Consider the following 24,179-nt stretch of genomic DNA (forward strand, 5'->3'; position numbering starts at 1 on the left):
AACTTGGTCCAGAGAATGATCCCGGCAGAAATCCCGACTGAAACTGCTTCGGCAAAAGAAGGAAGATGATTCTGTTTCAGATATCGAAGAAAGATAAACATCGAGAAACAGAGAAACGGCATCATCAGCTCTTCGGCGCTGTCGCCATGGGCAAAGCATTCCGTCCCGCAGATCAGAGCAGCAGCCAGCGGAAAGAGGTACAAGCATGATGCATCGGTATAAAGACGNATTATTCGATAGGCATAACACATGGAAACCCACATCGTCACCACTTCAATGATCCATACTCCGGTGAAGGAAGTAAAGGAGACCAATGCCGCTGCAGCATGGAGAAAATACAGGTATGGACCTTTCTGCTCGATATAATCCCGATATGGGACTTTTCCTGCAAGGATCCCCTTGCCTACCGTCATGAAGCAGTTGGAGTCTTCCCAGTCATTGAATGGATAAAGCGGAGAAGACTTCGAGAAGAAAGAAACGGCAGCAAGACTGATCAGAAACAGAACCAGGATCGTCTTCCGATCAGGACGGCTGGAGCTGGAATGAGATTGCTGAGAGGATGGAGAAAAGATCTGAGCACAGAGAGCCCGCAGTCCCGGATATGCACAGATTCCGATCAGAAATGCAGATCCTATGGCGCATAGAACCAGCGGGACTCCGATTGAGCCGCTGAGGTCAGACAAGAACTTTGACTGATACAGAAAGATTCTCCCGAGATTAGCCATCAGATAGCAGAGAATCGCTAGCAGAATCCAGCTGAACGATGACCTGATTTTCTCTTCAGAGTCTCTTTCTGCGTTCTTTCTGAGCAGAACTGCTGCCAGAAGTCCGATCAGAATGGAACTCCATGCTGGCAGATACAGATTTCTGCAGATCAGAAAGAACGCACAGAACTCACTGAACTGCAGTAACATTTGATTCTTTCTCCCCTTCATATCCTTCAGCTTTCCGGAATTTCCAGTTTATGAACCCAGTATCTGGTTTCATTCTTATTCGGTGCCGACCAGTCATGATTCACTTTCAGGATTGCCCAGCTGTCATTTTGCCAGAGCAATGAGCATTGGCCGCTGTTCACCACTTTCACGTATGCCTTATCATACCATCCGCGATCATCCCATACGGAGATCGTATTGGAAATGATGACATAGTCTGATCCATATTCCTTTATGACATCCGGAAGCTTGGAATAGTCCGGGTTTTCTGAAATCGATGTTGATGCAAATCTCGTATTCGGATACAGCAGCGTAACCAGGTTGTAATTCTGCTGATACTGGACCGGATCGCTTAAGACAGTTCTCCATCTGATACTGCTGAAGACACTGATCACATCTGTGGTATAGCCTCTGAGGTTGATATCCTGGGACAGGATTTCCGGCAGCTCCTGTGCATCTGAGATATTGTTCTGAATATAATCATAAAGCTCATAGTCATCATCAGTGACCTTCGTTTCCCAGTTCCAGTCTTCCCGGTCTGATACCAGCGTGGAACTCACTGCTTCCGTCAGATTCTGATGCGCATAGAAAGCGGAGAAAACCCCGGCGATTCCCAGCAGGACATAGCTCAGGAAAGAAAGTACTTTATCTGCGTTCCAGATCAGGAATATCAGCGTAAACGGATTGATGATCAGGTCAAATGCCCGGAAATACGCGCTGGAAGTCAGATACCTGGTTACCGGACTGTAGGAGAATGGATTCAGGAACAGAATTCCGAGAACAATCAGGAAGAACTTGAAGCGGTTTTCCTTCTTCAGGTTCACGAAAAGAAGTGCAATCAGCACATAGAGAATCAGATTCCGGATCAGTTCGTAAGTACTTGTATGAGAAGTCAGATTCACTTCCATGTCATAAGCAGATGGCGAAGAAAAATACAGCATCATATCTGAGAAGCCATTGCTGCGATTCAGATAGACAGTAAGACCAACCAGAACTGCAAAAAGCACCGGCAGGATCCGTACGCAGACCCGGCATAAGACATCCAGATGTTTCTGCAGCAGGAAGACAATGCCAATCAGTGCTGCAGTGATTGCAGCAGTGAATAGAATGGAACGCAATAAGGAATTATGTCCGAGGGTAATCAGAATTCCATAGAAGATGACCGGCGTGCAGGAAAGAATGAAGAGATTCCAGGCATCTCTGTTTTTCTCTTTTGCCCAGCAGAGCGCGAAGAAAAGACCGACACAGAGAAAGAGATCGATGAACAAGCTGGAAGAGCTTACTGAAATGCCAGCCAGATAAGTCATGGCTGCACTGGCATACAGCATCTGCTGCTGAGAACGATTCTTTTCCTTAAGGAGCCGGAAGACAATCAAGACACTCCAGCCGATGATGATCGTCCGGATCGTATTTCCGAAGAAGCCGAGGGTCGTATTGAAATAATTCGTGAAGTATGGAGAAAGGATCAGCACCGCAAAGATCAGGCCTTTCCATTTCTGCGTGCGATAGAGCACATTCACGCTGGAAACCGTCAGATTGCCCAAGCTCATTCCATACAGAATCGTAGCGCCCCAGATATAGAGCGGAGTCAGGATTTCACTGAAGCCCGTCAGCTGAACTGCCCACCTCAGAAGGATACTCCAGAAATAGTAATAGCCCTGGAAATCATGCAAGTTCTCAATTCCTTCATAGTGATAGCCGCTGGTGTAGTCAATATGTCCGAATACGGAAGCCTTCGCATTTTCCAGAACCTCGGAAAGATAGGTGATGGAATCATAGAAGATATTATTTGTGGTCCATTGTGCTGAGGCCTTGCACAGAATCACGGTGACTGCAATCCCCGCAAGCAGAGACACCAGATGTTTCCAGGAAGGAAGCACATCCGATCTGGTGATCAGGCACAGAACTGGCCCTGCAGACAATAGAACCGGAAGAAAGTAAAACGCAATCTCAGTACTCAGGTCCAGGCAGATGCTGAAAAAGATCTCGATCTGAAATAACCCGAGAATCACGAAAATGCCGAGGAATGTGCAGTCGGCGTTCTTCAGGGATTTGGCATAATGCTGAATCAGCCTGCCCCAGAAATAGCCTGACAGCATCAGAATTCCGACCATCAGGATCGAAAGGGAAACATAATCCGTATTCCAGTGGCTGAAATAGAAGGAAATTGCTTCCCCGATCGATGTAAAAGAAGTATCTCCTGCCATATTCATCCTCCCTGTCTGATTTCTCTGAATACTGAAATGAAATCGCGGACCATCTGCTCATAGCTCCAGTCCCGGATTACTGTTTCTGCCCGTTTTCCGAGCTGATCGCGATGCGCTTCGTCCTCCAGCAGTTCTCTGATCTTTTTCTGAAGCAGGCCAGCGTTCTCTGCCGGAATCACCTCTGCTGCCTGATACCGTTCTGCAAATTCAGCTGCCGCCATGCACCGGTCGGTTGAAAGAACCGGTAAGCCGAATGACATTGCCTCATTGATCACCAGTCCCCAGATATCATATCTTGTCGGCAGCACGAAGAGATCTGCAGCCGCATAATAGTCCGAGAGTTCCTGCTTGTTCATGAATGGAAGAAAATGCACATTGCTCATGTGATGAGCGCTGAGATATTCCTGGACTTTCTGTTCCGGAGTGCCGCCGATGATCATGGCTTCGGCATCGATTCCTTCCATTGCCTGAACCAGCAGATCATAGCCTTTGCGGGGAATCTGCTGCCCGACCGAAAGAATCATCGGCTTGTCAGAAATTCCGATCTTTTTCCTGCATGCCTGTTTTTCCAGTCTCTTTCCGGCACAATCAAGCAGTTCCTGCTCTGACATGCAGGCAAAGTGATAAGTGAATATCTTCTCTTCCGGAACATGATAATAGCCGAAATAACGCTGATTGACCGTGATGCCTGAGCTCAGGTACCAGTCATACTGCTTCATGGCCGCCCGAATGGCAAAATCCAGCAATCCCCTTGGGATTGCTAATCCTCCGTCGGCGTGCATGATCGCGGGTTTCTTTTTCAGATGGAATGCGTGCAGAGCCTTCTGATTCCACCGGTTGGAATAATCCGAGCAGATCAGCAGATCGCACTGATCTGCAGCGTTCCGGATTCTGATGTTTCCATCTCCTTCATCGAGAAAGGCTGCCTGAAACGTATGAAAGCCATAGTCATACCATTGCTTTTCACGATCTGATTCTGCCTTCATCTCAAACAAGGAAAGAAGTTCGGTTTCTGTGCCGAGCTGGTTCATGAAAGCTACTTTATACGGAGATGGCGCATTGCTGACCCAGCAGACTTTCATAGCGGAAGCCCGGTCCTTTCAATATACAGACTGCGATAAGCACCAAGCATGGCATCCTTGGAATAGCGCTGGGCATGGATCATGCAGTCAGAACGCTTCAGAACAATCTTCCCGGAGGCAAGTGCCTGCACGGCATCATTCAAGGCGTCCGGATTTCCGCGTTCTACCACGATCCCGGTCTTTTTCGTCAGCATTTCCGTGCTGCCTCCGGTCTGATAGGTAATGACCGGGCAGCCGCAGGCCTGAGCCTCAATATTCACCGTAGGAAAGGTATCCTGATAAGTCGTATTCAGAAGCACATCTGCTGCCGAATAGATTTGCACAAGTTCCTGCACGCTTTCTGTATGCGGAATGCAGAGAACCTGGGGCAGATCATGAAACAGCGAAGCCTGTTTCTTCGTTGTGCCGACGATGATGAGCTTCTGGTTCTGTTTCAGCATTCCGGCAAGTTTCTGAAGGTCCGCAAGTCCTTTTTCTCTCGTCCAGGGATTGGCAACCGCAAGCATAACGAAATCCCCTTCCATGGAATGGGAAGAACGGAATGCGGAAGTCTCCGGATGGAAGCAGGCAAGGTCGATGCCATTGGAAATCTGAATGATCCTCTGATCTTTCAGAAAAGACTGCTTCACCTGCTCCCTCAGCCAGATAGAGGGAGTCACAATGGTCATCTGCCCGGGCTTCAGAGAATTGAAGAGTGCTTTCTTCTGTTCATAGTTTCTTGTGACATGCGCCCCGTTCCAGGTGACCGGATACTGTGAAAGGCCCGGGCAATGGGCACACTCGGTCTTCCATCGGTCGCAGCCGACATACTGAAAATGCGCGCAGTGTCCGGTAAAAGCCCAGCAGTCATGCATGGTCCAGATCACTGGCGTATCAATGGTCTTCAGATAATGAAACAGCACTTCGACATTCAGATAATAGCCATGAAGATTATGCAGATGAATGAGATCCGGCCGGAAAGCTTTCAGATTTTCAACCATTCTCTCGGTTTCTTCGGTATTGCAGAAGCCCTGGCGGTCTGAAAGGAAAGTGAAGACTGCGTGTTCTGCGTTTCCCATGAACTTCGTGACCCGGAATGCATCCGCATCGGTATGGTTTTCCTTGCGGCCGTAATAGATCCTGCCCTGGACTCCCGGAATTTTTGAGAGCTGATAGACGATCCTGCCAGTGCTGCCGGTCCCGATGATGGAATTGACGAAGGCGGCTCTCATGATTCTTCCACGCCTTCCGTGCTGTCTTTCTTGAACAGAATCTTGAAAGTCATGAACATGATTCTGACGTCAAGACCGATCGAGAAATGCTCAATATAAATCAGATCAAACAGCAGCTTATCTTTCAGGCGAGTGTTGTACTTGCCGTAAACCTGCGCATAGCCGGTCAGTCCTGCTTTCACTTTCAGGCGGTAATTGAATTCCGGCAGGTCTTTCGTGATCTTCTCTACGATTTCCGGGCGCTCGGGTCTCGGACCGACGACCGACATATCCCCTTTCAGAATATTCAATAACTGGGGCAGTTCATCAATCCGGCAGGAACGGATGAATCTGCCGACTTTCGTAATGCGGCTGTCATGTTCGGAAGCGAACCGGGCAACTCCGTCTTTTTCTGCATCGGTACGCATTGACCGGAATTTGATGATGCCGAATTTCCGCCCGAACTGAGTCAGTCTCGTCTGCACATAGAAGATCGGGCCATGGTCTTCCGCTTTGATGGCAATGGCGGTAACCAGAAAGATCGGAGACGTAATCACGAGAAAAACAATGGCGAAGATGATATCAAAAAGACGCTTGAAGATCTTCTCGATCTGACTTGGCCCGAACGTATTCGTCTTAAGGACCGGGGTATCAACCAGATAGACATTGGTCGCACTGTTGATGAGCACATCGCAGATATCCGGAATCAGATAGAGACTCTTGCCATATCCGTAGCATCTGCTGACCAGATATTCTTTTTCATCCGGAGTCAGTCCGACTGCGATCACGCAGTCATAGCTCTGGATCATCTTCTCATCAGAGATATAGGAATCATATGGAATCTGATTCTGAATATCGTAGCTGTTGGACTGATACTTCAGAATACGCTGATAGATCGAAGGATCTTCCTGTTCAAAGATCATCAATGACTTTCTCGGCGGGAATATCCGGTAGTAGATCTTGTTATTCAGGATGTTCAGGAATACGACAACTGCGATTTCTGCGACGAAATACAGCACGAAGTCCCTTGCTGGAAGTACTCTTCTTCCGACCAGCATGGCCAGGATGAAGATGCTTGCATTCGAAAAAAAGAGACTGATGATATGTGAAAAAATAAGGTCTCCTGTGGTCGAATATCCGATCTGGAAGCCTCCGTACATCTGGTTGAATACTACCAGAAGAACCATATAGATTCCGAGCACTGCCCAGTTTCCGATCCGGTAGAAATATGCAAACGTGCGGAAATACTCAAACCAGATATAGTAGAATACTGCCCCCAGAACCAGAATCGTCAGCGTGTTCATTGCGGCCGAGACGGTACGCTGCGTCCGTTCATCCCTGCGTAACTGCATAACGGAATTATACAATGAAATCAGTCTGATGTCGCTTGCGACCTGGAAAGGATGCGCGGATGCGGCATGACCACCGTGCAGTTGTCCGGGATATCTTCGGCGACGACGCAATTTGCTCCGATCCTCACATTGTTTCCGATATGAATCCCTCCTACGAGCATCGCTCCGGCTCCGATTTCCACATTGTCGCCGATGACCGGGGCACCGCCATTGCCGCCGCCGATGGTTACCTGATGGAGAATCGTGCAGTTTTTCCCGATCACTGCCTCGTGGGAAAGAATGATTCCTTTGATTCCATGAGGAAGATGAGGAGGTTCTGCAAACTGAGCACCATATCCGAGATGCGTGCCCATGGAAGCGTTGTTGAACGCATCCATGCGCTTGATGCGAAACAGATACCAGGTGCATACCATTTTTTCGAAGAACCCGCCATGATAGGAAACCACGCGTTCCCGCATCTTCCAGTATTTCTCATGGGAATAGTGTTCTACTTTGGGCTGAAGCCACTTCTCCGGACCGCTCAGGATTACTTTTCTTGCCATACCTGAATGTATTCTATACAAGCTCTCTCTGACTTTGCAAATGAGAAAGGATCTGATATAGTTCGTAATTAGTCAGAAACACAGAGTTCGGAGAAGATTGATGTCTGCAGAGATTGCACTTGTGATTCCATGGTTCGGTAAATTTCCTTCCTCTATGCCGCTATGGCTGAATTCATGCCAGTATAATCAGGAATTTGATTTTCTGCTGTTTACAGACGATCATTCTGAACTGGACTTTCCTGCTAATGTGAAGCTGGTTTATTTGTCCTTCTCAGAATTCCGCACGCTCGTTCAGAAAAATTTTTCCTTTCCTGTTTCTCTGGAGCGTCCCTATAAGTGCTGCGACTTCCGTCCGGCGTATGGCGAAATTCTCTCTGAATATCTGAAAGATTACAGCTTCTGGGGACATTGCGATCTCGATGTGATCTTCGGCAATCTGAGTCATTATGTCACCGATTCCATCCTTTCTGAAAATGACCGTCTGTATTCCTCAGGTCATTTCACCCTTTACCGCAATACCCCCGAAGTAAATGCCTGGTATAAGACCCTTGATCCGCTTGGATGCATGAATTGGAAAACGGTCTTCACATCGTCAGAAAACTGTGCCTTTGATGAATATGCGGAATGGCATGGCGGCGGCATGTCAGAAATCATCCGGAGAAATGGAAAACGGTTCTATGATTCTGTCGATTTCGCAGATATTCATGCCAACATCAGTTCTTTCAAGGTGCGCAGTCAGAAGGAATGCAATGTGCCGGAACTCTATTTCTGCTTTGAAAACGGAACCCTGACGGCAAGATCTTATGGAAGAGTGCTGAGAGAAGAGATGTATGTCCACTTCTCCCAGCGCAAGATCACAGTTCCTTCCGGAATCGATCCGGACCATTTCTTTCTGACTGCTCCCGATCTCATCGTTTCCAAGGAATCAGAAGCCATGAAAAAACACCCTTCTTCCCTGCTTCGCTATACGCTTGACTATCAGGGAAAACGGGTGAAACGCAAGCTCAGCAAGCTGTTCCACATCGCGGAACAGCGCAGCTGACCATCTTCTCATAGAGAGATAAATACGAATCTGTGAACTGCTTCATAGAATACCGCTGTTCTGCCTTTTTCCGGCAGAATGCTGCGTATTCCTTTTTCTTTCCGCTGAATTCAAGTACTGCTTCCATCAATGCATCGAGATCATTCTCTCTGACTGCTTTCCCGGTTTTTTCATCGAGTGCTTCCGGAGCTCCGCCGACCTGATACGTGACGGCCGGGGTTCCGCAGGCAAGCGATTCCAGGATGACAGTCGGAAAGTTATCTTCATGAGTCGGAACGACTGTGACATCTGCTGCACTGTAAAGATCTCTCAGCTCTTCTTTGCTGGAAGTTCTGGGTAGGGCAATGATATTCGAAGGAAGATCTTTTCTCCTCTCTTCCGGCACTCCGACCAGAACGAGAACATGAGTTTCCGGCAGTCTTCTGCTGAGCTCCAGATAATCATGAAAGCCTTTGGCTTCCGAAAGAGACAGGGCAATGCCAAGCACGATCTTCCGATCGTTCAGATGAAGGTGGTTGCGGATATTGCTTACAGATGGATAGAACACGGATAAATCAATGCCATTCGGGATCACCGTGCAGGGAAGATCCTTGAGAAAGGACTGTTCCACCTGTTCTTCCATCCACCTGCTCGGGGTGACAATCTGAAGGTGGTGAAATCCGGACATGGCTTCCCGCTTCTTCTGGTAATTCTCTCCGGAACGATCAAAGAACCAGGAGTACCGTTTTCTTAACGGACAGTTTTCGCACCCGGTCTTCCATTTTTCACAGCGCTCCCACGTATAATACGGGCAGTATCCCGTAAACTGCCAGCAGTCATGAAATGTATAGACGACCGGAATTCCAGCTTCTTTCAGATACTGGAAGAACCTGGTCAGGTTCAGATCATGGCCATGGATCGTATGAATCTGTACGAGATCTGGCTGATAGTCCTTCAGAAACTGAATCAGACGACCGGTCTGCTTTTCTGACACAAAGCCATATCTGCCGCTGATTCGCGAGTGCAGAGCATTGAGTTTGATTTCCGCATCGGATGCGTATCGATACCCATTTTCTGCAGGATCTTCTCCGAAGGTATACAGCATCTGGTTCTCAATGCCATGTTCTGTCATTGCCTTGGATAGAATTCCCATCAGCATGCCGGTACTGCCGTGGCATGCACTGTTCAGCTGCACTGCTTTCATGCTAGACTCCGTTTCTTCAGAAAAATCTGTTTCCATTATATAATTGAAAAGCTGTTATTTTGAAACGATTGAGGTGCGCATGTTAGAAGAAAACCGGCAGATTAAATACGGGGCAATGATTTCCTATCTTGCCATCATCCTGAATTCCGTGATTTCTCTTGCTTATACGCCATGGATGGCAAACCAGCTTGGAAAATCGCAGTACGGCCTTTACAATCTTGCGTATTCCTTTGTCCGGATGTTCCTCGTGGATCTCGGCCTCAATGCGGCAGTCTCCAGATTTGTTGCAAAGTACCGGGCAGAGGGACGGGAAGACAAAGTAGAGCACTTTCTCGGAACCGTCACGAAGTTCTACCTGGTCCTCGGAGCAATCATCTGCGCCATTCTGATCGTGGTCTATTTCTTCCTCGGAGACATCTACCAGGGACTGACTGCCGAAGAGATCGTCACATTCCGCAAGATCTATCTGATCATGGCGGCTGCTACGGTATTTTCGTTTCCGTTTCTTTCCCAGAATGGCATTCTGACTGCTTATGCGGAATTCATTCCGCTGAAGCTCTGCGATCTGGGGCAGAAAGTATTATCGGTTGCCCTGATCATCATCGCCCTGCTGAATCATATGGACGTCGTGGCGGTGATGGCTGCCTATGCAGGATCCACGATCGTATTCATCCTCGTCAAATACTTCATCATACGCAATGGGCTTCATCTGCGGATCATCAGCCAGAAAAAAGATCAGGAAATGCGTACACAGATTCTGCAGTTCACTGCCTGGACCGCTACGACGACCATTGCCGAAGGATGCACGTATGGATTAGCGCCGACGATTCTCGGCATCGTATCAAATACTGCTCAGATTGCACTGTTCTCCCCTGCCAATTTCCTGGAAGGATATTTTTCTACCTTTGCAGCAGCGATCAACGATATGTTCCTGCCGAGAATCAGCCGGTATATCGCCCAGGGAAAAGAAAACCGGATCTATCCGCTGATGGTCATGGTCGGAAGATACCAGCTCGCGTTCATGGGACTGATCTTCATCGGGTTCCTGTGCGTAGGCAATACGTTCATGGTTACCTGGATGGGACCGGATTATCAGGGGGCTTATCTCTGCACAGTCCTCTGCATCATTCCTGACATGCTGAATGTGACTCAGCAGATTGCCAATACTGCCGTCATTGCAGAAAATAAAGTCCGCCAGAAAGGCATCGCTCAGATCGTCAAGACGATTGTCTGCGTCATTCTTTCGTTTCTGCTCTCTTCGAAGTTCGGAGCACTTGGCGCATGCATGGCAATCTGCATTGCGTCTCTGACAGAGTTTGCAATGATGAATCATGTCTACCAGAAAGAACTGAATCTGGATATCCGTTCCTTCTTCCGGGAATGCTACCGTAGCTTTCTGCTCCCGGATGCGATTGCGTTAGCTGCCGGCTATTATCTCTGCAATGTCGTATTTGCAGGGGTCGGATGGAGCTCTGTAGTGATCCAGATCCTTGTGGTTGTGATCCTCTACACAGTATTAGTCTGGCTGATGGCGCTGAAGCCGGAAGAAAAAGCATTCCTGAAGCAGAAGCTGCTTCACAGATGAACCGGCACGCCTCTGCCGCCGCTGAGAACTCCATACAGGCGAGGCAGTAAATGCTGCATGATGGCAGCTGCTGTCCAGCAGAAAAGGATGGAAAGAAGGGCCAGGCCGAAATATCCGGCAATGATGGAACCATCTGAGCCTGCAAACTGAACGGTATAAACGCCCTGCAGGTAGCTGATCACTTTTCCGTGCACCGCATAAAGAAACATATTCCAGGAAGCAGCCAGCTCAATTCTGCTGGCTGTTTTCTGGTTCTTCATGCATGTTTCGGCGAGCTTTCCGATCGGCCAGATCCATAGAATCAATGTGATCCGATCGAGGAGGTCATACCAGGAAAAAGGAAGAACCAGAACAAGAAGGCTGCAAAGCAGTGCAGAAGGAAGAGAGATTTTTTCGGCAATGCTTTTCAGCTTTTCCTTCCATTGCGGGTATTCCGCCAGCAGAGCGCCGAAGAGAAAGAAACAGAACGGAATCCGGATCCGGTAGGAAATCGGCATAAACCAGAGAATCACAATTCCTGCCCCTGCCAGAAAAGGAGTCTTCTTCGTGAGAAAGCGGATCAGCGGGGATAGAAGAATCAGGCCGAACAGATCCGTCAGAAACCAGAATGGCATATAAAACGGGGCAGTATGAAACGGGATGCCGAAGAGATTGATCGTCCATGTCGAAACCGGCCATGTCAGAATTCCGGAAGCAGTTCCCCGAAGATCCAGCCGTACCAGGTCGATCAGGATCCAGATCAGATTCCAGAGCACGAGCGGGACGAGGATCGTTCTGACCTTTTTCTTAAGCATGGAACCATACTGGAATGGATGAAGGAAAAGCAGATACCCGGAAATCATCATAAAGATGGCATCCCCTGCATCCGCAAGCATCAGAAATGGCTTCAGGAACATCGGGGTTTCTGCCTGATAAGCCAGGATCAGATTCCCGGAATGGACAAAAACGACCAGCAATGCCGCCCCTAAGCGCATTGCATCAATCGTTGTGTTTCGGCTTGAGTTCTTCATAGAGTTCCAGGATCATCGGATCAATCGTTTCTTTGGAATACTGATGTGCTCTCTGTTCTGCATTCCGGATAAAAGCTTCCCGCATGGCCGGGTCTCTGCACAGGGTATGATATTCCTCCCGGAACAGTTCTGCATCATTGACCGGATAGAGATACCCGTCTGCTCCGCTTTCAATGAGATCATGATTGCCGCGCACATCAGAAGCGATCACCGGAACCCCGGCTGCCATCGCTTCAATGACGCAGACCGGAAGTCCTTCGCGGAAAGACGGACACAGGAACAAGTCCATGCCATAGAGCAGCTCATAGATATCATTCCGATATCCTAAAAGCATCACTTTCCCCTCTAATCCGAGTTCCTTGATCTTCTCTGCATAAGTTCCGTGCCAGAGATCCGTTCCGCAGATCACATAATAAAGCATCGGGTCTTCCCGGAGCTCTTTCTGCAATGCATTCATCACGAACAGATGATTCTTGTTCTGATTCAGTTCTCCGACTGAAATCATCACAAATGCCTCTTCTGGAAGGCCAAGCCGTTTCCGGATCACGCGGCGATCCGTCCGGGCAGCTTCAATGCGGGAAAGATCCACCCCGACTCCGGGAATATAGACTGCATGTCCGCCCGGGCGGTAATGGAACTTCTGCGCTGCTTCATAATCTTCCTGATTGATCGTCACGAGCCGGTCGGTATGATGGGCCGCGAGGCGTTCCATATTCCGGTAGATCAGCTGGTTCTTCAGCGGAGCACCTTGGTAGAAATGGAAGCCATGCGCGGTATAGATAACCTTTGTCCGTAAACCTTCCGCAGCCATCCTTGTAAAGAAGGAAGCGAGCGGCGTATGCGTGCTGATGATGTCATAGTCTTCTTTCTTCAGCAGCTGCTTCATGAACCGGTAAGCTTTCAGATTATCGAGCGAAGTCGGACTCTTGGAAAAGCAGACATTGTATTTCTGATGAATATCATCATTGGTATAGGTTCCATTGGCAGCGACATCGATGAGGTTTCCCTGCTCATGGAGTTCATGGATGATCCGGAGATGATGATTGATGATGTGGATATCAACGGTAGCTGCAAACAGGATCTTCATCATTTTGCCTCCCCTGCACAGGAAATCGTGCTGCGATCACGGATATAGAGTTTTCCTTCCTGCATGTCCTTCACGAATGCAAACTGATCCAGCCAGCTGTCTTCCGGTTCATAGAAGTAGTGGCTGTCGGTATGGTCTACATAAACATATGCCGGATACCGGTCTTCATGAAGACAAGCATAGGCATCTTCGGCCGCGGTATACTGATCTTTCTCCCAGAAATACAGATACGTGGAATTTGCCGCAATCTGCTTGGTGCAGGCCAGATATTCCCAGCTCTGCCCGGTGATAAGAGAGACACTGCTGCATTCTTCCATCGCATTGATTTCCCGGATATCTTCCAGTCTCCGTTCATACTGCGAAACATTCTCTGCACTGTCCAGAAGTCCCTTCAGAGGGCCATCCGCAATTTCTGTATCGCAGCCGCTGATCCTGGCCCCGAATACATAGCTGCACTTATAGAAAGCAAAAACAGAAAACACAGCTGCAGCAAGAAGCTGATTCCATTTTTCACTTCCGAAAGCAAGACAGGAAACACTGCCTGCCAGAATCAGCGGGCTGCAGAAGCTGGAAGGACCGACATTGCTCGAAAGCGAAATCATCAGCGCATAGAATACTGATACGCCATAGATCATCAGAAGATCGTTCCGCTTCTTCCTCAGCAATGCCTGAAGGCCGCTAAGACAAAGTGGAATCAGCAAAGCTGCATATGTTCCCGATTCCATCTGATACCCGGAAACGAATACGGCATAACCCATGGAGCAGAGATTGATCCAGAGCGAACAACTTCTGAGCTTCTGCTCCTTCTGAGGGTCTTTCAGAAAGACAAAGGTCAGAATGAGCTCTGCTGCAAAAACCACAAGAAAGAAACCGAAGAGCAGATATAATCTTCCGCCATTGCGAACCGCCATCTCGAAAAAGGTCATCTGATGGGACGGATCAATCAGGTGAGACAGGGATTCTGAGAAGTTCTCAAATGATCCGCTTTGCCAGAGAACCATCAGAAATACGGCCGCAATTGTCAGTGCCCCGGCAGTGATTCCCTTCCAGGCACTTCTGGAGAACCAGGCTGGTTTTCGGATCGTGATGATGGTGAGAATCACATACAGGAACAACAGATACGGGGTATTGACCACCGCGCATGCCATGAGAATGCCGCAGAGATAGAAGCGAAACGGATGCCTCCCTTCCATCGGATACACCAGCATTGCCAGAATCACTGCTGCTGCTCCCATCGTGTTGTAGGAAAGCGACATGATCTGAAACGGGGTGAAGACCAGATACAGCAGCGATGCGAGAATCGATGCAGGCCCTTCTTTCCGAAAGCGCAGATAGATCATCAGGCCGGTGAACATCGTCAAGGCCACATAGTAATGCCGGAAGCCGAGCAGAATGCCATCAGTCCCGCTATGGACTGCGGTATAAAGTTCATAGAGCGGAGTCAGGAAGAATCCGATCATCTGGGCAATATGCCAGTCATCCGCAAACATCCGATCGCCTAAGGCAAACCTCTTTCCGATTGTCACATAGAACTGTTCATCAGAATAGCCCATGCCCTGGCGTGCCTTCCATAGCTGCACCAGCAGAACCACAGCGAAAACACCTGCATAAAGCAGGTCCTGCGTTCTGAGGTTCTGGAGATGTTCAGAAGGTTTTGAACCCATAGGACTTCTTTCCGATGGCCCGATCAGCGCAATAGCAGAGATACCGGAAGAACAGTGCTGGAGTAACACCGCAATGGTTCAGATAGCTCCAGGCATCTGCCGTTTCTTTCCGAGGCAGTGCATAGCGCCAGCGTTCCAGTGCTTCCATCTGCAGAATTCCTTTCTGTTCTCTTTCAGGAAGCTGATCGAGCTCTGCTCTGATTTTATCAAAATAGAGCTGATCATACGATACGAGTTCCTGATAGGTTGGTGCCTTTTCTCGCACTTCGTAATGAATGGTCAGAAGATTCTGATCCAGATAAGCAAGACGATGATGCTTCAGAATCCTTCCCATCATCTCGTAGTCTTCAAACTTCCGCATAGATTCCTCATAGCCGCCGGCATCTTTCAGGATCCCGGTACGTACCAGAAGGTTCGAGCCGCTGCCGACATAAAGCATGCGCCCGAGAATATACGGATAGACTTCCCCTTCCGTCTTTTCGGCATTGAGAAACCGTTTTCCTCCCGCAAGATATTTCGTAAAGGAGCAATAGCAGCTGCTGTATTCCGGTCCCTTCTGATCCAATAAAGCAGCCTGGGCTTCCAGTTTTTCCGGAGCGATTTCATCATCGTCATCCAGAAATGTGATGTAGTCCCCCCTGGCCTGTTCCAGACCGCGGTTTCTGGAATACGATGGCCCGTGGTTGGCTTCATTGACCAGATAGGAAACCCGCTCGGAAAAAGGAAGGATCTGCTCCGCCGTTGCCTGCTGCTCGGGCGTATCTCTTCCGTTATCATCGACGACGATAATCTCATGAGGAGCCGTCTGACACTCTGCGCATTTGATCGCCCGGGCGATCTGCTCTGGCCTGTGATAGGTTGTGATCACAATGGAAATAAAGGTCATCGATGCGTCTTCACCGCCTTTCTGATTGTTTCTGCAGCATATACGATCAGGAATGAGCCTGCCGAAAGCAGAGCGAACTGGATCCATGGACTCTCGATCTTCCAGGTTCCAAGATAGTAGACAAAGATATGGGCAAGATAGAGATCCATGCAGTGCTTTGAGATCCAGACAGCAGAGTTTCCGATTCTATCCGGTTTCCGGTTCAGAAGCAGATACAGAAGTGAGGAACAGAACATGCCATAGGAAGAAAAGTACAGTGAGGGCGGATATTTCATCGACTCCAGATACGGGAATCCCGAAAGTCCTCCGGCAATGAGATAGAATACCAGGAACAGCAGCGTGAACTGGATTCTTCCCTTCTCATCCAGATCCGTATACAAAGCTCCGAACCAGGCAAGCACGGTGAAGCCTACAGTATCGCTGAAAAGATAGGTCAGCACTTTCTGCAGCACATAGTTCTGCATCGGACTGATCAGGTACCAGTAGATCAGATCATTGACAATCAAAGCAGCAATTCCGATCAGGATCCGCTTTTCTGCAGGCATCTTCCGGGTTTTTTCATGCAGGATCGGAAGGGTAATNGAATTGAGAAAGAAAACCCGGTAGACCCATACGAACATGATGCCGGATCCGGTCATCAGAAAAGAATTCAGAATCACGCTGAGTGAAATTCCGGAATGCAGGAGTCCGTTGAAGAACAGAAAGAAGAAGGCCAGAAAGATCCACACCTTCAGAATCAGCTTATGGAATCTTCTGAGAACATAGTGCTTCTGTTCCGGAGGATTTTTCTGAATGGAATACACATAGGACATTCCAGACAGAAAAAACAGCAGCGGCACATCAAATTCCCGGATGTTCTGAAACGAATCCGGGAACGAAGTATGTGCGGCAAACAGCAGAAACAATGCGATTGCCCTCAGAAGATCTGCAGTCCTGTCTCGGTAGGAAGTAGTCATGCGTGTGTGTTCAGATTCAGGATGATATCGCAGATCCGATCCACGTCTTCCAGGGAAAGATCCGCATACAGCGGCAGCGTAAGCACGCTCTGGCTGATATGCAGGGCAATCGGCGTATCTTCTGGATTGTACTGTCCCCTGTAGCAGTCAAAGCTGCTGGTGATCGGATAGAAGTATTTTCTTGCCCCGATGCCATGTTCCGCCAATGCTTTCATGACATCATCTCTGCTCGCCCCGAATTCCTTTTCCTCGAAGATGACCGGAAAATATGCATAATTCTGCTTCACGCCTTCCTGAATCACATTCAGGCGAAGTCCCTTCACGCCATCGAGACGGCTGCGGTAATGGTCCGCGACCTTTTTCCGCTTTTCGATCTCAGCGTCCACATGCCTGAGATTGCAGATCCCCATCGCTGCGCAGAACTCATTCATCTTGGCATTTGCGCCGACCGCGTCAACGGTTTCTGCATTGCGGATGCCGAAATTCTTCAGACCATAGATCTTCCTGCCAAGCTCTGGATCATGGAAGGTCACAGCGCCCCCTTCAATCGTATTGAATACTTTTGTCGCATGAAAGCTGAAGCAGCTGGCATCGCCGAAATTTCCGACGCCGATGCCATGATAGGTTTCTCCGAACGTATGGGCAGCATCATAGAGAACCTTCAGTCCGTATTTCTCAGCGATCCGCTGAATCTCTTCTACGTGGCAGATATTTCCGTAGACATGGACCGGTACAATTGCCGTGGTCTTCTCATTGATCAGTGATTCGATCCTGGCAGGATCCATCGTGAAATCTTCCGGATCAATATCGCAGAACACCGGCTTTGCGCCATTGCGGACAATTGCATGGGTTGTTGAAGCAAAGGTGAATGGGGTCGTGATGACTTCGCCATGAAAATTCATTGCCTGCATGGTCATTTCAAGAGCCATATGACCATTTGTCAGCAGTTCCGCATGCTCGACGCCTAAGTACTGTTCCAGTTCTTTCTGCAGCTCCTGGTGCTTTACGCCCATATTGGTCAGCCAGTGGCTGTCCCAGATATCCCTGATTTCATCTACATATTCTTCCAGGGGCGGCATGGAAGAACGGGTTACTAATATTTTCTGATCACTCATTATGTATTCCTTGCTTTCTGCATATGAATGCTGTTATCAGCTTTCATATTCATGATTGCTGTTCTGATGCCGGCGAATTACTTTCTTCACTCCATCGATCAGATTTCCTCCGTTTTTCAGATAAAGCCATTTGTACTGAATCCATCGAGAGGCTTGCAGAAGCTTGTCGTTTCTGCCCATGATCCGATCAAATGCTTTTTCATAATACGGATCCGGGATCATATATTCCGGTTCCTTCATCGGGAACTGCATCGGATAAGTTTCCATATCGAATGTATTCCGGATTGCCTTCGGCATCCGCTGAAGGCCGGCGGCATGTGCGCTTCCCTCCCCATATCCGATATTGCGGATCAGATTTCGTTTCGGCACCACAATCAGCTGATGCTGACCGTAAGCAGAAAATTCCACGAAGAATTCCGTAAATGCAATATGGCCTTCATAATATTCGCTGTCTGCATAGCCCAGTATTTTTTTCTGGAAATCATCATTCTTCTTCGTTTCTTCTTTCAGAAGAGACATTACATAAGGGTCTTTTCCGAAATCACGGTTATAGAACTCTTCAAATGTACGTTTCCACATTCCCATTCCGCTTACTGCAAGCTTCCTCGAGAAGAACCAGTCAGAGGAAGCTCGTTCATAGGTACCTTGCAGATTCAGACCGGAAATTGCCGATACCCGGTAATCATCCTTATATTTTTCAAACAGCTCCTTGCAGAAGCGAAAGTAGGTCACATCCGGCAGAATGTCGTCTTCCAGCAGAATACAGTAATCTACTTTGGACCAGATGATCTCATATTCTTCTTTTGCAGTGGAATACAGTCCTTCATTCCGGTCATGATAAAGTTTATAGATCTGGCAATCCCAGTCGATGTGCGATTCCACATATTCCCGGTTCTGATAGATCTTATTCCATTCATCTTCATTTCTGCCGCCATCTGATTCCAGAAAAAGGATGCTAGGTTTCACCTGGGAGATGATTTCAAACTGTCTTTTCTGGCATTCCGGACGAATCCAGATATTGAGTTTCACCGGCACATCAATTCCATATGGTTTCATTTTGAAGATTTCCTTTCATATAAACGATAAACGCGATCTATTCCATCATATTCCCCGGTTTCCTGTGCAATCAAGTCATATCCCGGAAGATCGAGTTCATGGTCCATGGAGATCAGATATCTGATTTGTTTCTCTTCAATGCAGCGAAGTCTTTCCTGCTTCATCTCCTCTGTTTCGCTGTTGATGGCAGAGAAGTACCTGCAGGCAGGAATTTCGCCGCCCTGCAGGTAGAATCCCTGGTCATACCCTTCCAGCATCAGATAAGAAGCGCCAGGATCATCGCTCTGGATCAGAGTAACGAAATCCTGCTGCACGGATCCATGTCTGCCGATTGCACGGAGATTGGAAGAGCCATAGGCGCATAGAACCGAAAGACCAGCCGAAAGACTGATCATGACTTTCAGATTCATCTTTCTGGAAGCAGATGGCAGCAGAAATACGCTGAAGCAGATCATCGGAAGAATATAGTAAGCGATGAAAATGTTGCCAATAAACGAGATGAAATACCAGCAGAGAAAGGTCAGAATCAGCAGATTCCTTGCCTCCGGCTTCTGATGGAATTCATGGATTCCTGCAAAAAGACCGATGGTACTGAACAGAATCAGAACTGGATTATTCTTCAGATAGAAGAAGTAGGCTCTCGCCATCCGATAGATTCTGGTCAGGATTCCGGCAGAGGCCGGATACTGGTTCAGGTTATAGCCGAAGTAGACCTCCAGAAAATCGGAGAGGTTTCCATGCAGGGCAAACAGAAGCACGGTAATCAGCACGGGCACCAGGAAGCCAGCCAGCGCTTCCATGATGCATGGTAGGAGTCTGCTGCGGTTTTGTTCAGCCTGATAAAGAATCAGTGCAGCTGCCAGGCCGGCAAAGAAACCGCAGAGCGTGAATTTCATCAGAAATACCGCAGAGGCAAGAATGCCGATCATGAAACAGTCTTTCTTCGAGAAAGATTCTTCTGCAAGAATTCGTTTCAGGGAAAGATACAGGCAATGCATCAGCAGAGGCAGGGATAGTTCTTCCACGCTTCCTCCGCCGAAGGAGAATGCCTTGGCAGTGACGATCACCATCGCAATCAGGAACAGGCCGGGAAATGGATGTTCCGTATGAAGAAGCTTCAGAGTCTTCCAGCATTCCTGAAGAAACCAGAACAGGCAGATGAGCTCAATCAGATATACTCCTATAAAGGAATGGTCTGAGATCATGGCAGCAGCTGCATACAGCACATAAAGCAGCGGCCCTTTATGATCAAACAGATCCGTATACATCTGTTTTCCCTTCAGCATTCCCCTGCCGATGGTCAGAAAAATATTGGCATCACTCCAGGGATTCTGTTCATACAGAAACGAAGAACGGGAAAATACCGTGATGCAGAGAAATGCAGTCAGCAAGAGCACTGCCGCTGCTTCTCTCGGTTCATTTTTCTGCTTTCTGATCGTCATCCTGATCCTTCTTCTGTCTGAGGAGCGATAACTCATAATTCAGCTTGCGGATATCCTTGTCCATCCTGCTCATCTGCATATACAGGAAATAATTCAGCAGAAACAGAATGGCCGTCATAAACAGGAGGATGAAGTTCGTGACAGACTGAATTCCGATCAGATTTGCCATCCACCTGGCAATGCCAGGCCAGATTGCAACGATCAGGACAAAGACTGCCCAGGTGATCCAGACAACTGCATAGCGGACGTTCATCCGGGACTTGGCAGAACTGTAAATCACAAAGATCAGGATACCGAGGGATGCGAGAATCAGCACCCATCTCAGCCCTTCCGGAATACCAACGGTCATAGAATCTCCCCTGCTACTGAATAAACAGAATACTCATCAGAACGTTATACATGAAGCCTGCGGATTTCATCGGGTTATGAAAATAGCTTTCCCCTGCTTCTCGTTCTTTCATGTTAACCTGAACTTCCTTGACCCGATAGCCATGATGGATGACATAGGCAAGCGCGTCCGGTTCAGCTACAAAATTCATGTTCTCGGCAAAATCGGCAAGCACTTTTCTGCCGAGGGCTCTCATCCCGGAAGTCGGGTCTGTGACATGGCGGCCGGTTTTCAGACGGATTGCCCCGCATAAAAGCCGGGAACCGATCATCCGGGAGGTTAATGGTTTCTTCTGTTCCACGAACCTGGATCCCACGACATAGTCATTGCCTTCTTCGATGCCTTCCAGAAGCCTATGAATGTATTTCGGTGGATGCTGGCCATCGCCGTCCGTCACAATTGCGACATCATAGTCATGATCCCTGGCATACATGAATCCGATCTGCGTCACACTGGCAAGACCGGCATTCACTGGCAGATCCAGATGTTCCCAGCCCATGCGGTCCAGAATCTCGCCGGTATGATCGCTGGAGCAGTCATTGATCACAAGACTTTCCCATCCATAGGAATGAATTTCCGGGATCAGCGTCGGAAGATTATCCTGTTCATTATGGGCTGGAACAATAATCAGAACCTTCACGACAGTTTCTCCTTCGGACTTCCCTATTATAGAGGAATTCTTTCTGAAATGACACTTTCAGCAAGACTCAGTTCGAGTCTTGCCATTGGGGTTTCCGATCCTTCAGAAGCATATAAAAGCAATGATTTAGAGTATTCCAATCATTGCAAGAATTGAGATCCAGAAACATCAAGAACTTCTCTTTGGTCAGAGTCAATCCGTGAAAAAGACTCGGTCAACCTCTCGGCATAGAACAATTTCTCTCGATTCCGGCTTTTCTTCAATACAGGTCTGCAGACTCAAAAGATGGTCTGAACTCTGGATTGCAATCCCGGTATCATAATACTGATGCTGCTTTACCGCATTCAGATAAGTCTGAAAATAGTCGGGATCATACGTTACCAGATTAAACTGCAGATCTTCTTCTGTTACCTGTCCGTTCTCCACATCGACCATCGGGCAGTCATAGACCGAAGCGACTTCATAATAGCGGATATCTTTTTCTGTCACTAAGGCAACATAACGATTTGCTTCATAGTTCTCTTCTTCCTGAAGAAGTGCTAATGGAGTAAAAACCAGAGAACGGTCTTCATTCCGGAATTCATAGATATAATGTCCATAGATGATTGTATTCATGTCATCCTGATCCAGATCATTCTCATAATCCATGGTGATGGAACCATATGAAAGTGAATCTCCTGTTTTCCAGTCTTCATAGAGATATTTTGTATTATCTGATCCCTGGAGTACAGGCTCATGCACCAGACCAGAAGGAAACGCTAGGATAGCTTTCACATCCCCATTGATTATGCGATCCCGTCGCAGTTCATCCCGGATTTCCGCAAGATCTGCTTTGCTGAATTCATAAGGTTGATGCTGTTCCGGAGTCGCTGAAGCGGAAGGAACGGGCGTACTGGTTTCTATGTCAGACGCCTCCTGAAGCCTTGATTTTCTGGAGATAGCAATCAGAAGTCCAAGAATTACTGCAACCAGCACACCGCCGGCAATCAGAAAGACCTTGATATTATTTCTGAGTTTTCTCTTCTTCATACTTTTCTATTCAAATGCACTCCGTTCCAGTTCCTTGCAGACAACAATCTGCCGGGATTCATCCTGATCTTCTATGCAGGTCTGCAAGGTCAGAAGCTTATCCTGATCAGTCAGTTCAACGCCAGTGTCATAGTATTCCCTGCTCTTGATATTCTTCAGGTATTCTTCAAAATATTCAGGAGAATACGTTATCTGATTGAACTGATATCCTTCATCTGCTGTCTGGCCTTCAGGCGTAGAAACCATCGGACAATCGTATACCACCGCAACCTGATAATAGCGGATATCATAATCTGTCACTAAAGCAAGATACTTGTTTTCTTCGTAGTTAGAGAAATCCTGAAGCTTTTCAAGGGGTGTGAATTCCAGATATCGATTCGGATTCTTCGAAGCATATACATAATGTCCGTAAATGATCGTGTTCATATCTTCCTGATCAGTCTGATTCTCATAATCCATCATCAGAGAACCATAAGAACGATAGTTTCCCGTTTCCCAATCAGTATAAAGATAAGTCGTATTATCTATTCCTTTCAGAACAACTTCCTTGACCAGTGCACTCTGGAATACCAGAAAAGCAGTGCAATCCGGATTGATCGACTGATCATGAGCAAGATTCGAACGGAGAATCTGGATCTGATCATCAGAAAACTCATATTCGTTCAATGGGGTCGGCGTCGGTGATACAGAAATCACCGGGCCAGCCGAATACGACGGCATATAGTCAACTTTCTGTCCACAGCCAGAAAGAACCAGAAGACATAGAATGATTTGGCAAAGTCTAATTCTTTTCATGTTCTAAAAAATACTGCCGGATTATCTCCGGCAGTGATCATTCATAATTTGGAATTGACGATTAACGATCACCGGTATTCGGAACCAGACGTGCCCCATTGGAAGCTGTGGTAGCAACCGCTGCAGCGTCAACTACGCAAGCCTTCTTGGACTCATCCCAGTAATAACCAGCAGGGAAACCTGCATCCTGGCATGTCCGGACAGTGTTCGTAGAAGCTGTTTCAGATACGGACTTGCTTTCAGAAGAAGCAGTCGGAGCTGGAGCAGCAGCAACAGCAGAAATCGTGTAAGAAGAGAAGCCTGCATTTGTAGTAAAGCTTACATAGCCGCCGCTGATTGTGCCAGAGCCGCTCGCATCGACTGTTCCAGCATCGTTATAATGTTCCCAGGTGACTGCAGTCGCATTCCCGAAAATGTTCCCTACATGGAAAATGACAGTTACATCTACCCCTTTGAAGTAGGAACCGATATTATCCTTTACCAGAGTGTTATCAACATTCAAAGAAGGAGTCACATTGATTGTGATCGCAGTTGCTGTATCCCCGCTTGCTTCAATATTAGATACACTGGTGTTCCAGATAGTTTCAACTTTTGAACTGCCGGTATAGGTAACACCCTTTTCCTTCGCCCATTCTGCTACTTCGTTCTCTGAAACATTCCCGCTAGAACTCGGAGCATTATATCCAGGGAGATCTGATGTCAGCGCAGTCTTGATAGAATCTGATCCAGCAACATTATCCACATTAAATGCTTTCGTTGAAACTGCCTGCTCCCCAGCTTTAAGATTTTTATTATCACCGCCAACTCCATTTGAAGTTACAGAACCATCCAATGCAAATGCAGGTGTCATTGCTGCTGCGGCAGCGCAGGTTAATGCGATCGCCAGTTTTAATCCAGTACCCTTGTTCATTTTTCCCTCCACGAAAGTACTTTTGTACTTCATTTATGATCTTATCATTCTGCTTCGTAAAAGAAAAGATGAATACCAGTCATAAT

Annotated in this window: 21 protein-coding genes; 2 read left to right on the forward strand and 19 right to left on the reverse strand. The window is 47.8% G+C overall.

Going from position 1 to position 24,179, the window contains the following annotated elements; translation table 11 throughout:
- Window positions 1-940 precede the first annotated feature (940 nt).
- The 5 genes from FYJ51_RS04475 to FYJ51_RS04495 are packed head-to-tail and all read right to left on the reverse strand — an operon-like array spanning window position 941 to window position 7,305.
- Window positions 941-3,139, reverse strand: a complete 2,199-nt coding sequence (locus FYJ51_RS04475) for a hypothetical protein (protein WP_154503743.1) — start codon at window positions 3,137-3,139, stop codon at window positions 941-943.
- A gap of 2 nt (window positions 3,140-3,141) precedes the next feature.
- Entirely contained in the window at window positions 3,142-4,221 is a 1,080-nt protein-coding gene (locus FYJ51_RS04480) for a glycosyltransferase family 4 protein (RefSeq protein ID WP_154503746.1), read from the reverse strand.
- Complete coding sequence (locus tag FYJ51_RS04485) at window positions 4,218-5,432, reverse strand: glycosyltransferase (RefSeq protein ID WP_105303477.1); 1,215 nt, start codon at window positions 5,430-5,432, stop codon at window positions 4,218-4,220. The genes FYJ51_RS04480 and FYJ51_RS04485 overlap by 4 nt, the downstream gene beginning before the upstream one ends.
- Entirely contained in the window at window positions 5,429-6,763 is a 1,335-nt protein-coding gene (locus FYJ51_RS04490; protein ID WP_105303476.1) for a sugar transferase, read from the reverse strand. The genes FYJ51_RS04485 and FYJ51_RS04490 overlap by 4 nt, the downstream gene beginning before the upstream one ends.
- Before the next feature lie 20 nt (window positions 6,764-6,783).
- A complete protein-coding gene (locus FYJ51_RS04495) occupies window positions 6,784-7,305 on the reverse strand; it encodes a serine acetyltransferase (RefSeq protein ID WP_204378582.1) in 522 nt (173 codons plus the stop codon).
- A gap of 100 nt (window positions 7,306-7,405) precedes the next feature.
- On the opposite strand from FYJ51_RS04495, the gene FYJ51_RS04500 reads away from it, so the two are divergent.
- The gene (locus tag FYJ51_RS04500; protein ID WP_154503749.1) at window positions 7,406-8,347 is read left to right on the forward strand and encodes a DUF6625 family protein; all 942 of its coding nucleotides are present in this window, start codon (window positions 7,406-7,408) and stop codon (window positions 8,345-8,347) included.
- Here the strand turns inward: FYJ51_RS04500 and FYJ51_RS04505 are convergent.
- On the reverse strand, window positions 8,310-9,530 hold the full coding sequence (locus FYJ51_RS04505) for a glycosyltransferase (protein WP_205946183.1): 1,221 nt from the start codon (window positions 9,528-9,530) through the stop codon (window positions 8,310-8,312). The genes FYJ51_RS04500 and FYJ51_RS04505 overlap by 38 nt on opposite strands.
- A 79-nt stretch (window positions 9,531-9,609) precedes the next feature.
- Between FYJ51_RS04505 and FYJ51_RS04510 the strand changes: the two genes are divergently transcribed.
- Window positions 9,610-11,115 (forward strand): lipopolysaccharide biosynthesis protein, encoded by a 1,506-nt coding sequence (locus FYJ51_RS04510; RefSeq protein WP_154503755.1) that lies wholly within the window; start codon window positions 9,610-9,612, stop codon window positions 11,113-11,115.
- Here FYJ51_RS04510 and FYJ51_RS04515 read toward each other — a convergent pair.
- The 13 genes from FYJ51_RS04515 to FYJ51_RS04575 all read right to left on the reverse strand — a co-directional run bounded on the left by FYJ51_RS04515 (window position 11,106) and on the right by FYJ51_RS04575 (window position 24,126).
- Window positions 11,106-12,125 (reverse strand): acyltransferase family protein, encoded by a 1,020-nt coding sequence (locus FYJ51_RS04515; RefSeq protein ID WP_154503758.1) that lies wholly within the window; start codon window positions 12,123-12,125, stop codon window positions 11,106-11,108. The two genes, FYJ51_RS04510 and FYJ51_RS04515, sit on opposite strands and share 10 nt — an antisense overlap.
- Window positions 12,094-13,215, reverse strand: coding sequence for a glycosyltransferase family 4 protein (locus tag FYJ51_RS04520; protein ID WP_154503761.1), 1,122 nt, complete (start codon window positions 13,213-13,215; stop codon window positions 12,094-12,096). The genes FYJ51_RS04515 and FYJ51_RS04520 overlap by 32 nt, the downstream gene beginning before the upstream one ends.
- On the reverse strand, window positions 13,212-14,876 hold the full coding sequence (locus FYJ51_RS04525; protein ID WP_154503764.1) for a hypothetical protein: 1,665 nt from the start codon (window positions 14,874-14,876) through the stop codon (window positions 13,212-13,214). Before FYJ51_RS04525 ends, FYJ51_RS04520 begins: the two co-directional genes overlap by 4 nt.
- Complete coding sequence (locus tag FYJ51_RS04530) at window positions 14,857-15,762, reverse strand: glycosyltransferase family 2 protein (protein WP_205946184.1); 906 nt, start codon at window positions 15,760-15,762, stop codon at window positions 14,857-14,859. The genes FYJ51_RS04525 and FYJ51_RS04530 overlap by 20 nt, the downstream gene beginning before the upstream one ends.
- Window positions 15,759-16,718, reverse strand: a complete 960-nt coding sequence (locus FYJ51_RS04535) for an acyltransferase family protein (protein WP_154503770.1) — start codon at window positions 16,716-16,718, stop codon at window positions 15,759-15,761. The genes FYJ51_RS04530 and FYJ51_RS04535 overlap by 4 nt, the downstream gene beginning before the upstream one ends.
- Window positions 16,715-17,833: a DegT/DnrJ/EryC1/StrS family aminotransferase gene (locus FYJ51_RS04540; protein ID WP_205946185.1), complete on the reverse strand. Its 1,119-nt coding sequence runs from the start codon at window positions 17,831-17,833 to the stop codon at window positions 16,715-16,717. Before FYJ51_RS04540 ends, FYJ51_RS04535 begins: the two co-directional genes overlap by 4 nt.
- Before the next feature lie 36 nt (window positions 17,834-17,869).
- On the reverse strand, window positions 17,870-18,889 hold the full coding sequence (locus tag FYJ51_RS04545; protein WP_154503773.1) for a hypothetical protein: 1,020 nt from the start codon (window positions 18,887-18,889) through the stop codon (window positions 17,870-17,872).
- Window positions 18,886-20,331 (reverse strand): hypothetical protein, encoded by a 1,446-nt coding sequence (locus tag FYJ51_RS04550; RefSeq protein WP_154503776.1) that lies wholly within the window; start codon window positions 20,329-20,331, stop codon window positions 18,886-18,888. The genes FYJ51_RS04545 and FYJ51_RS04550 overlap by 4 nt, the downstream gene beginning before the upstream one ends.
- Window positions 20,306-20,680, reverse strand: coding sequence for a DUF2304 domain-containing protein (locus FYJ51_RS04555; RefSeq protein ID WP_154503779.1), 375 nt, complete (start codon window positions 20,678-20,680; stop codon window positions 20,306-20,308). The genes FYJ51_RS04550 and FYJ51_RS04555 overlap by 26 nt, the downstream gene beginning before the upstream one ends.
- A gap of 13 nt (window positions 20,681-20,693) precedes the next feature.
- Window positions 20,694-21,359, reverse strand: coding sequence for a glycosyltransferase family 2 protein (locus FYJ51_RS04560; protein WP_154503782.1), 666 nt, complete (start codon window positions 21,357-21,359; stop codon window positions 20,694-20,696).
- A 192-nt stretch (window positions 21,360-21,551) separates the two neighbouring features.
- On the reverse strand, window positions 21,552-22,388 hold the full coding sequence (locus FYJ51_RS04565) for a class B sortase (RefSeq protein ID WP_154503785.1): 837 nt from the start codon (window positions 22,386-22,388) through the stop codon (window positions 21,552-21,554).
- A gap of 6 nt (window positions 22,389-22,394) precedes the next feature.
- The gene (locus FYJ51_RS04570) at window positions 22,395-23,108 is read right to left on the reverse strand and encodes a class B sortase (RefSeq protein ID WP_205946186.1); all 714 of its coding nucleotides are present in this window, start codon (window positions 23,106-23,108) and stop codon (window positions 22,395-22,397) included.
- 136 nt (window positions 23,109-23,244) lie between these two features.
- Window positions 23,245-24,126, reverse strand: a complete 882-nt coding sequence (locus FYJ51_RS04575) for a hypothetical protein (protein ID WP_154503791.1) — start codon at window positions 24,124-24,126, stop codon at window positions 23,245-23,247.
- Window positions 24,127-24,179: the final 53 nt, after the last annotated feature.

The sequence above is a fragment of the Stecheria intestinalis genome (genome assembly GCF_009696165.1).
Classification (GTDB): Bacteria; Bacillota_I; Bacilli_A; order Erysipelotrichales; family Erysipelotrichaceae; genus Bulleidia; species Bulleidia intestinalis.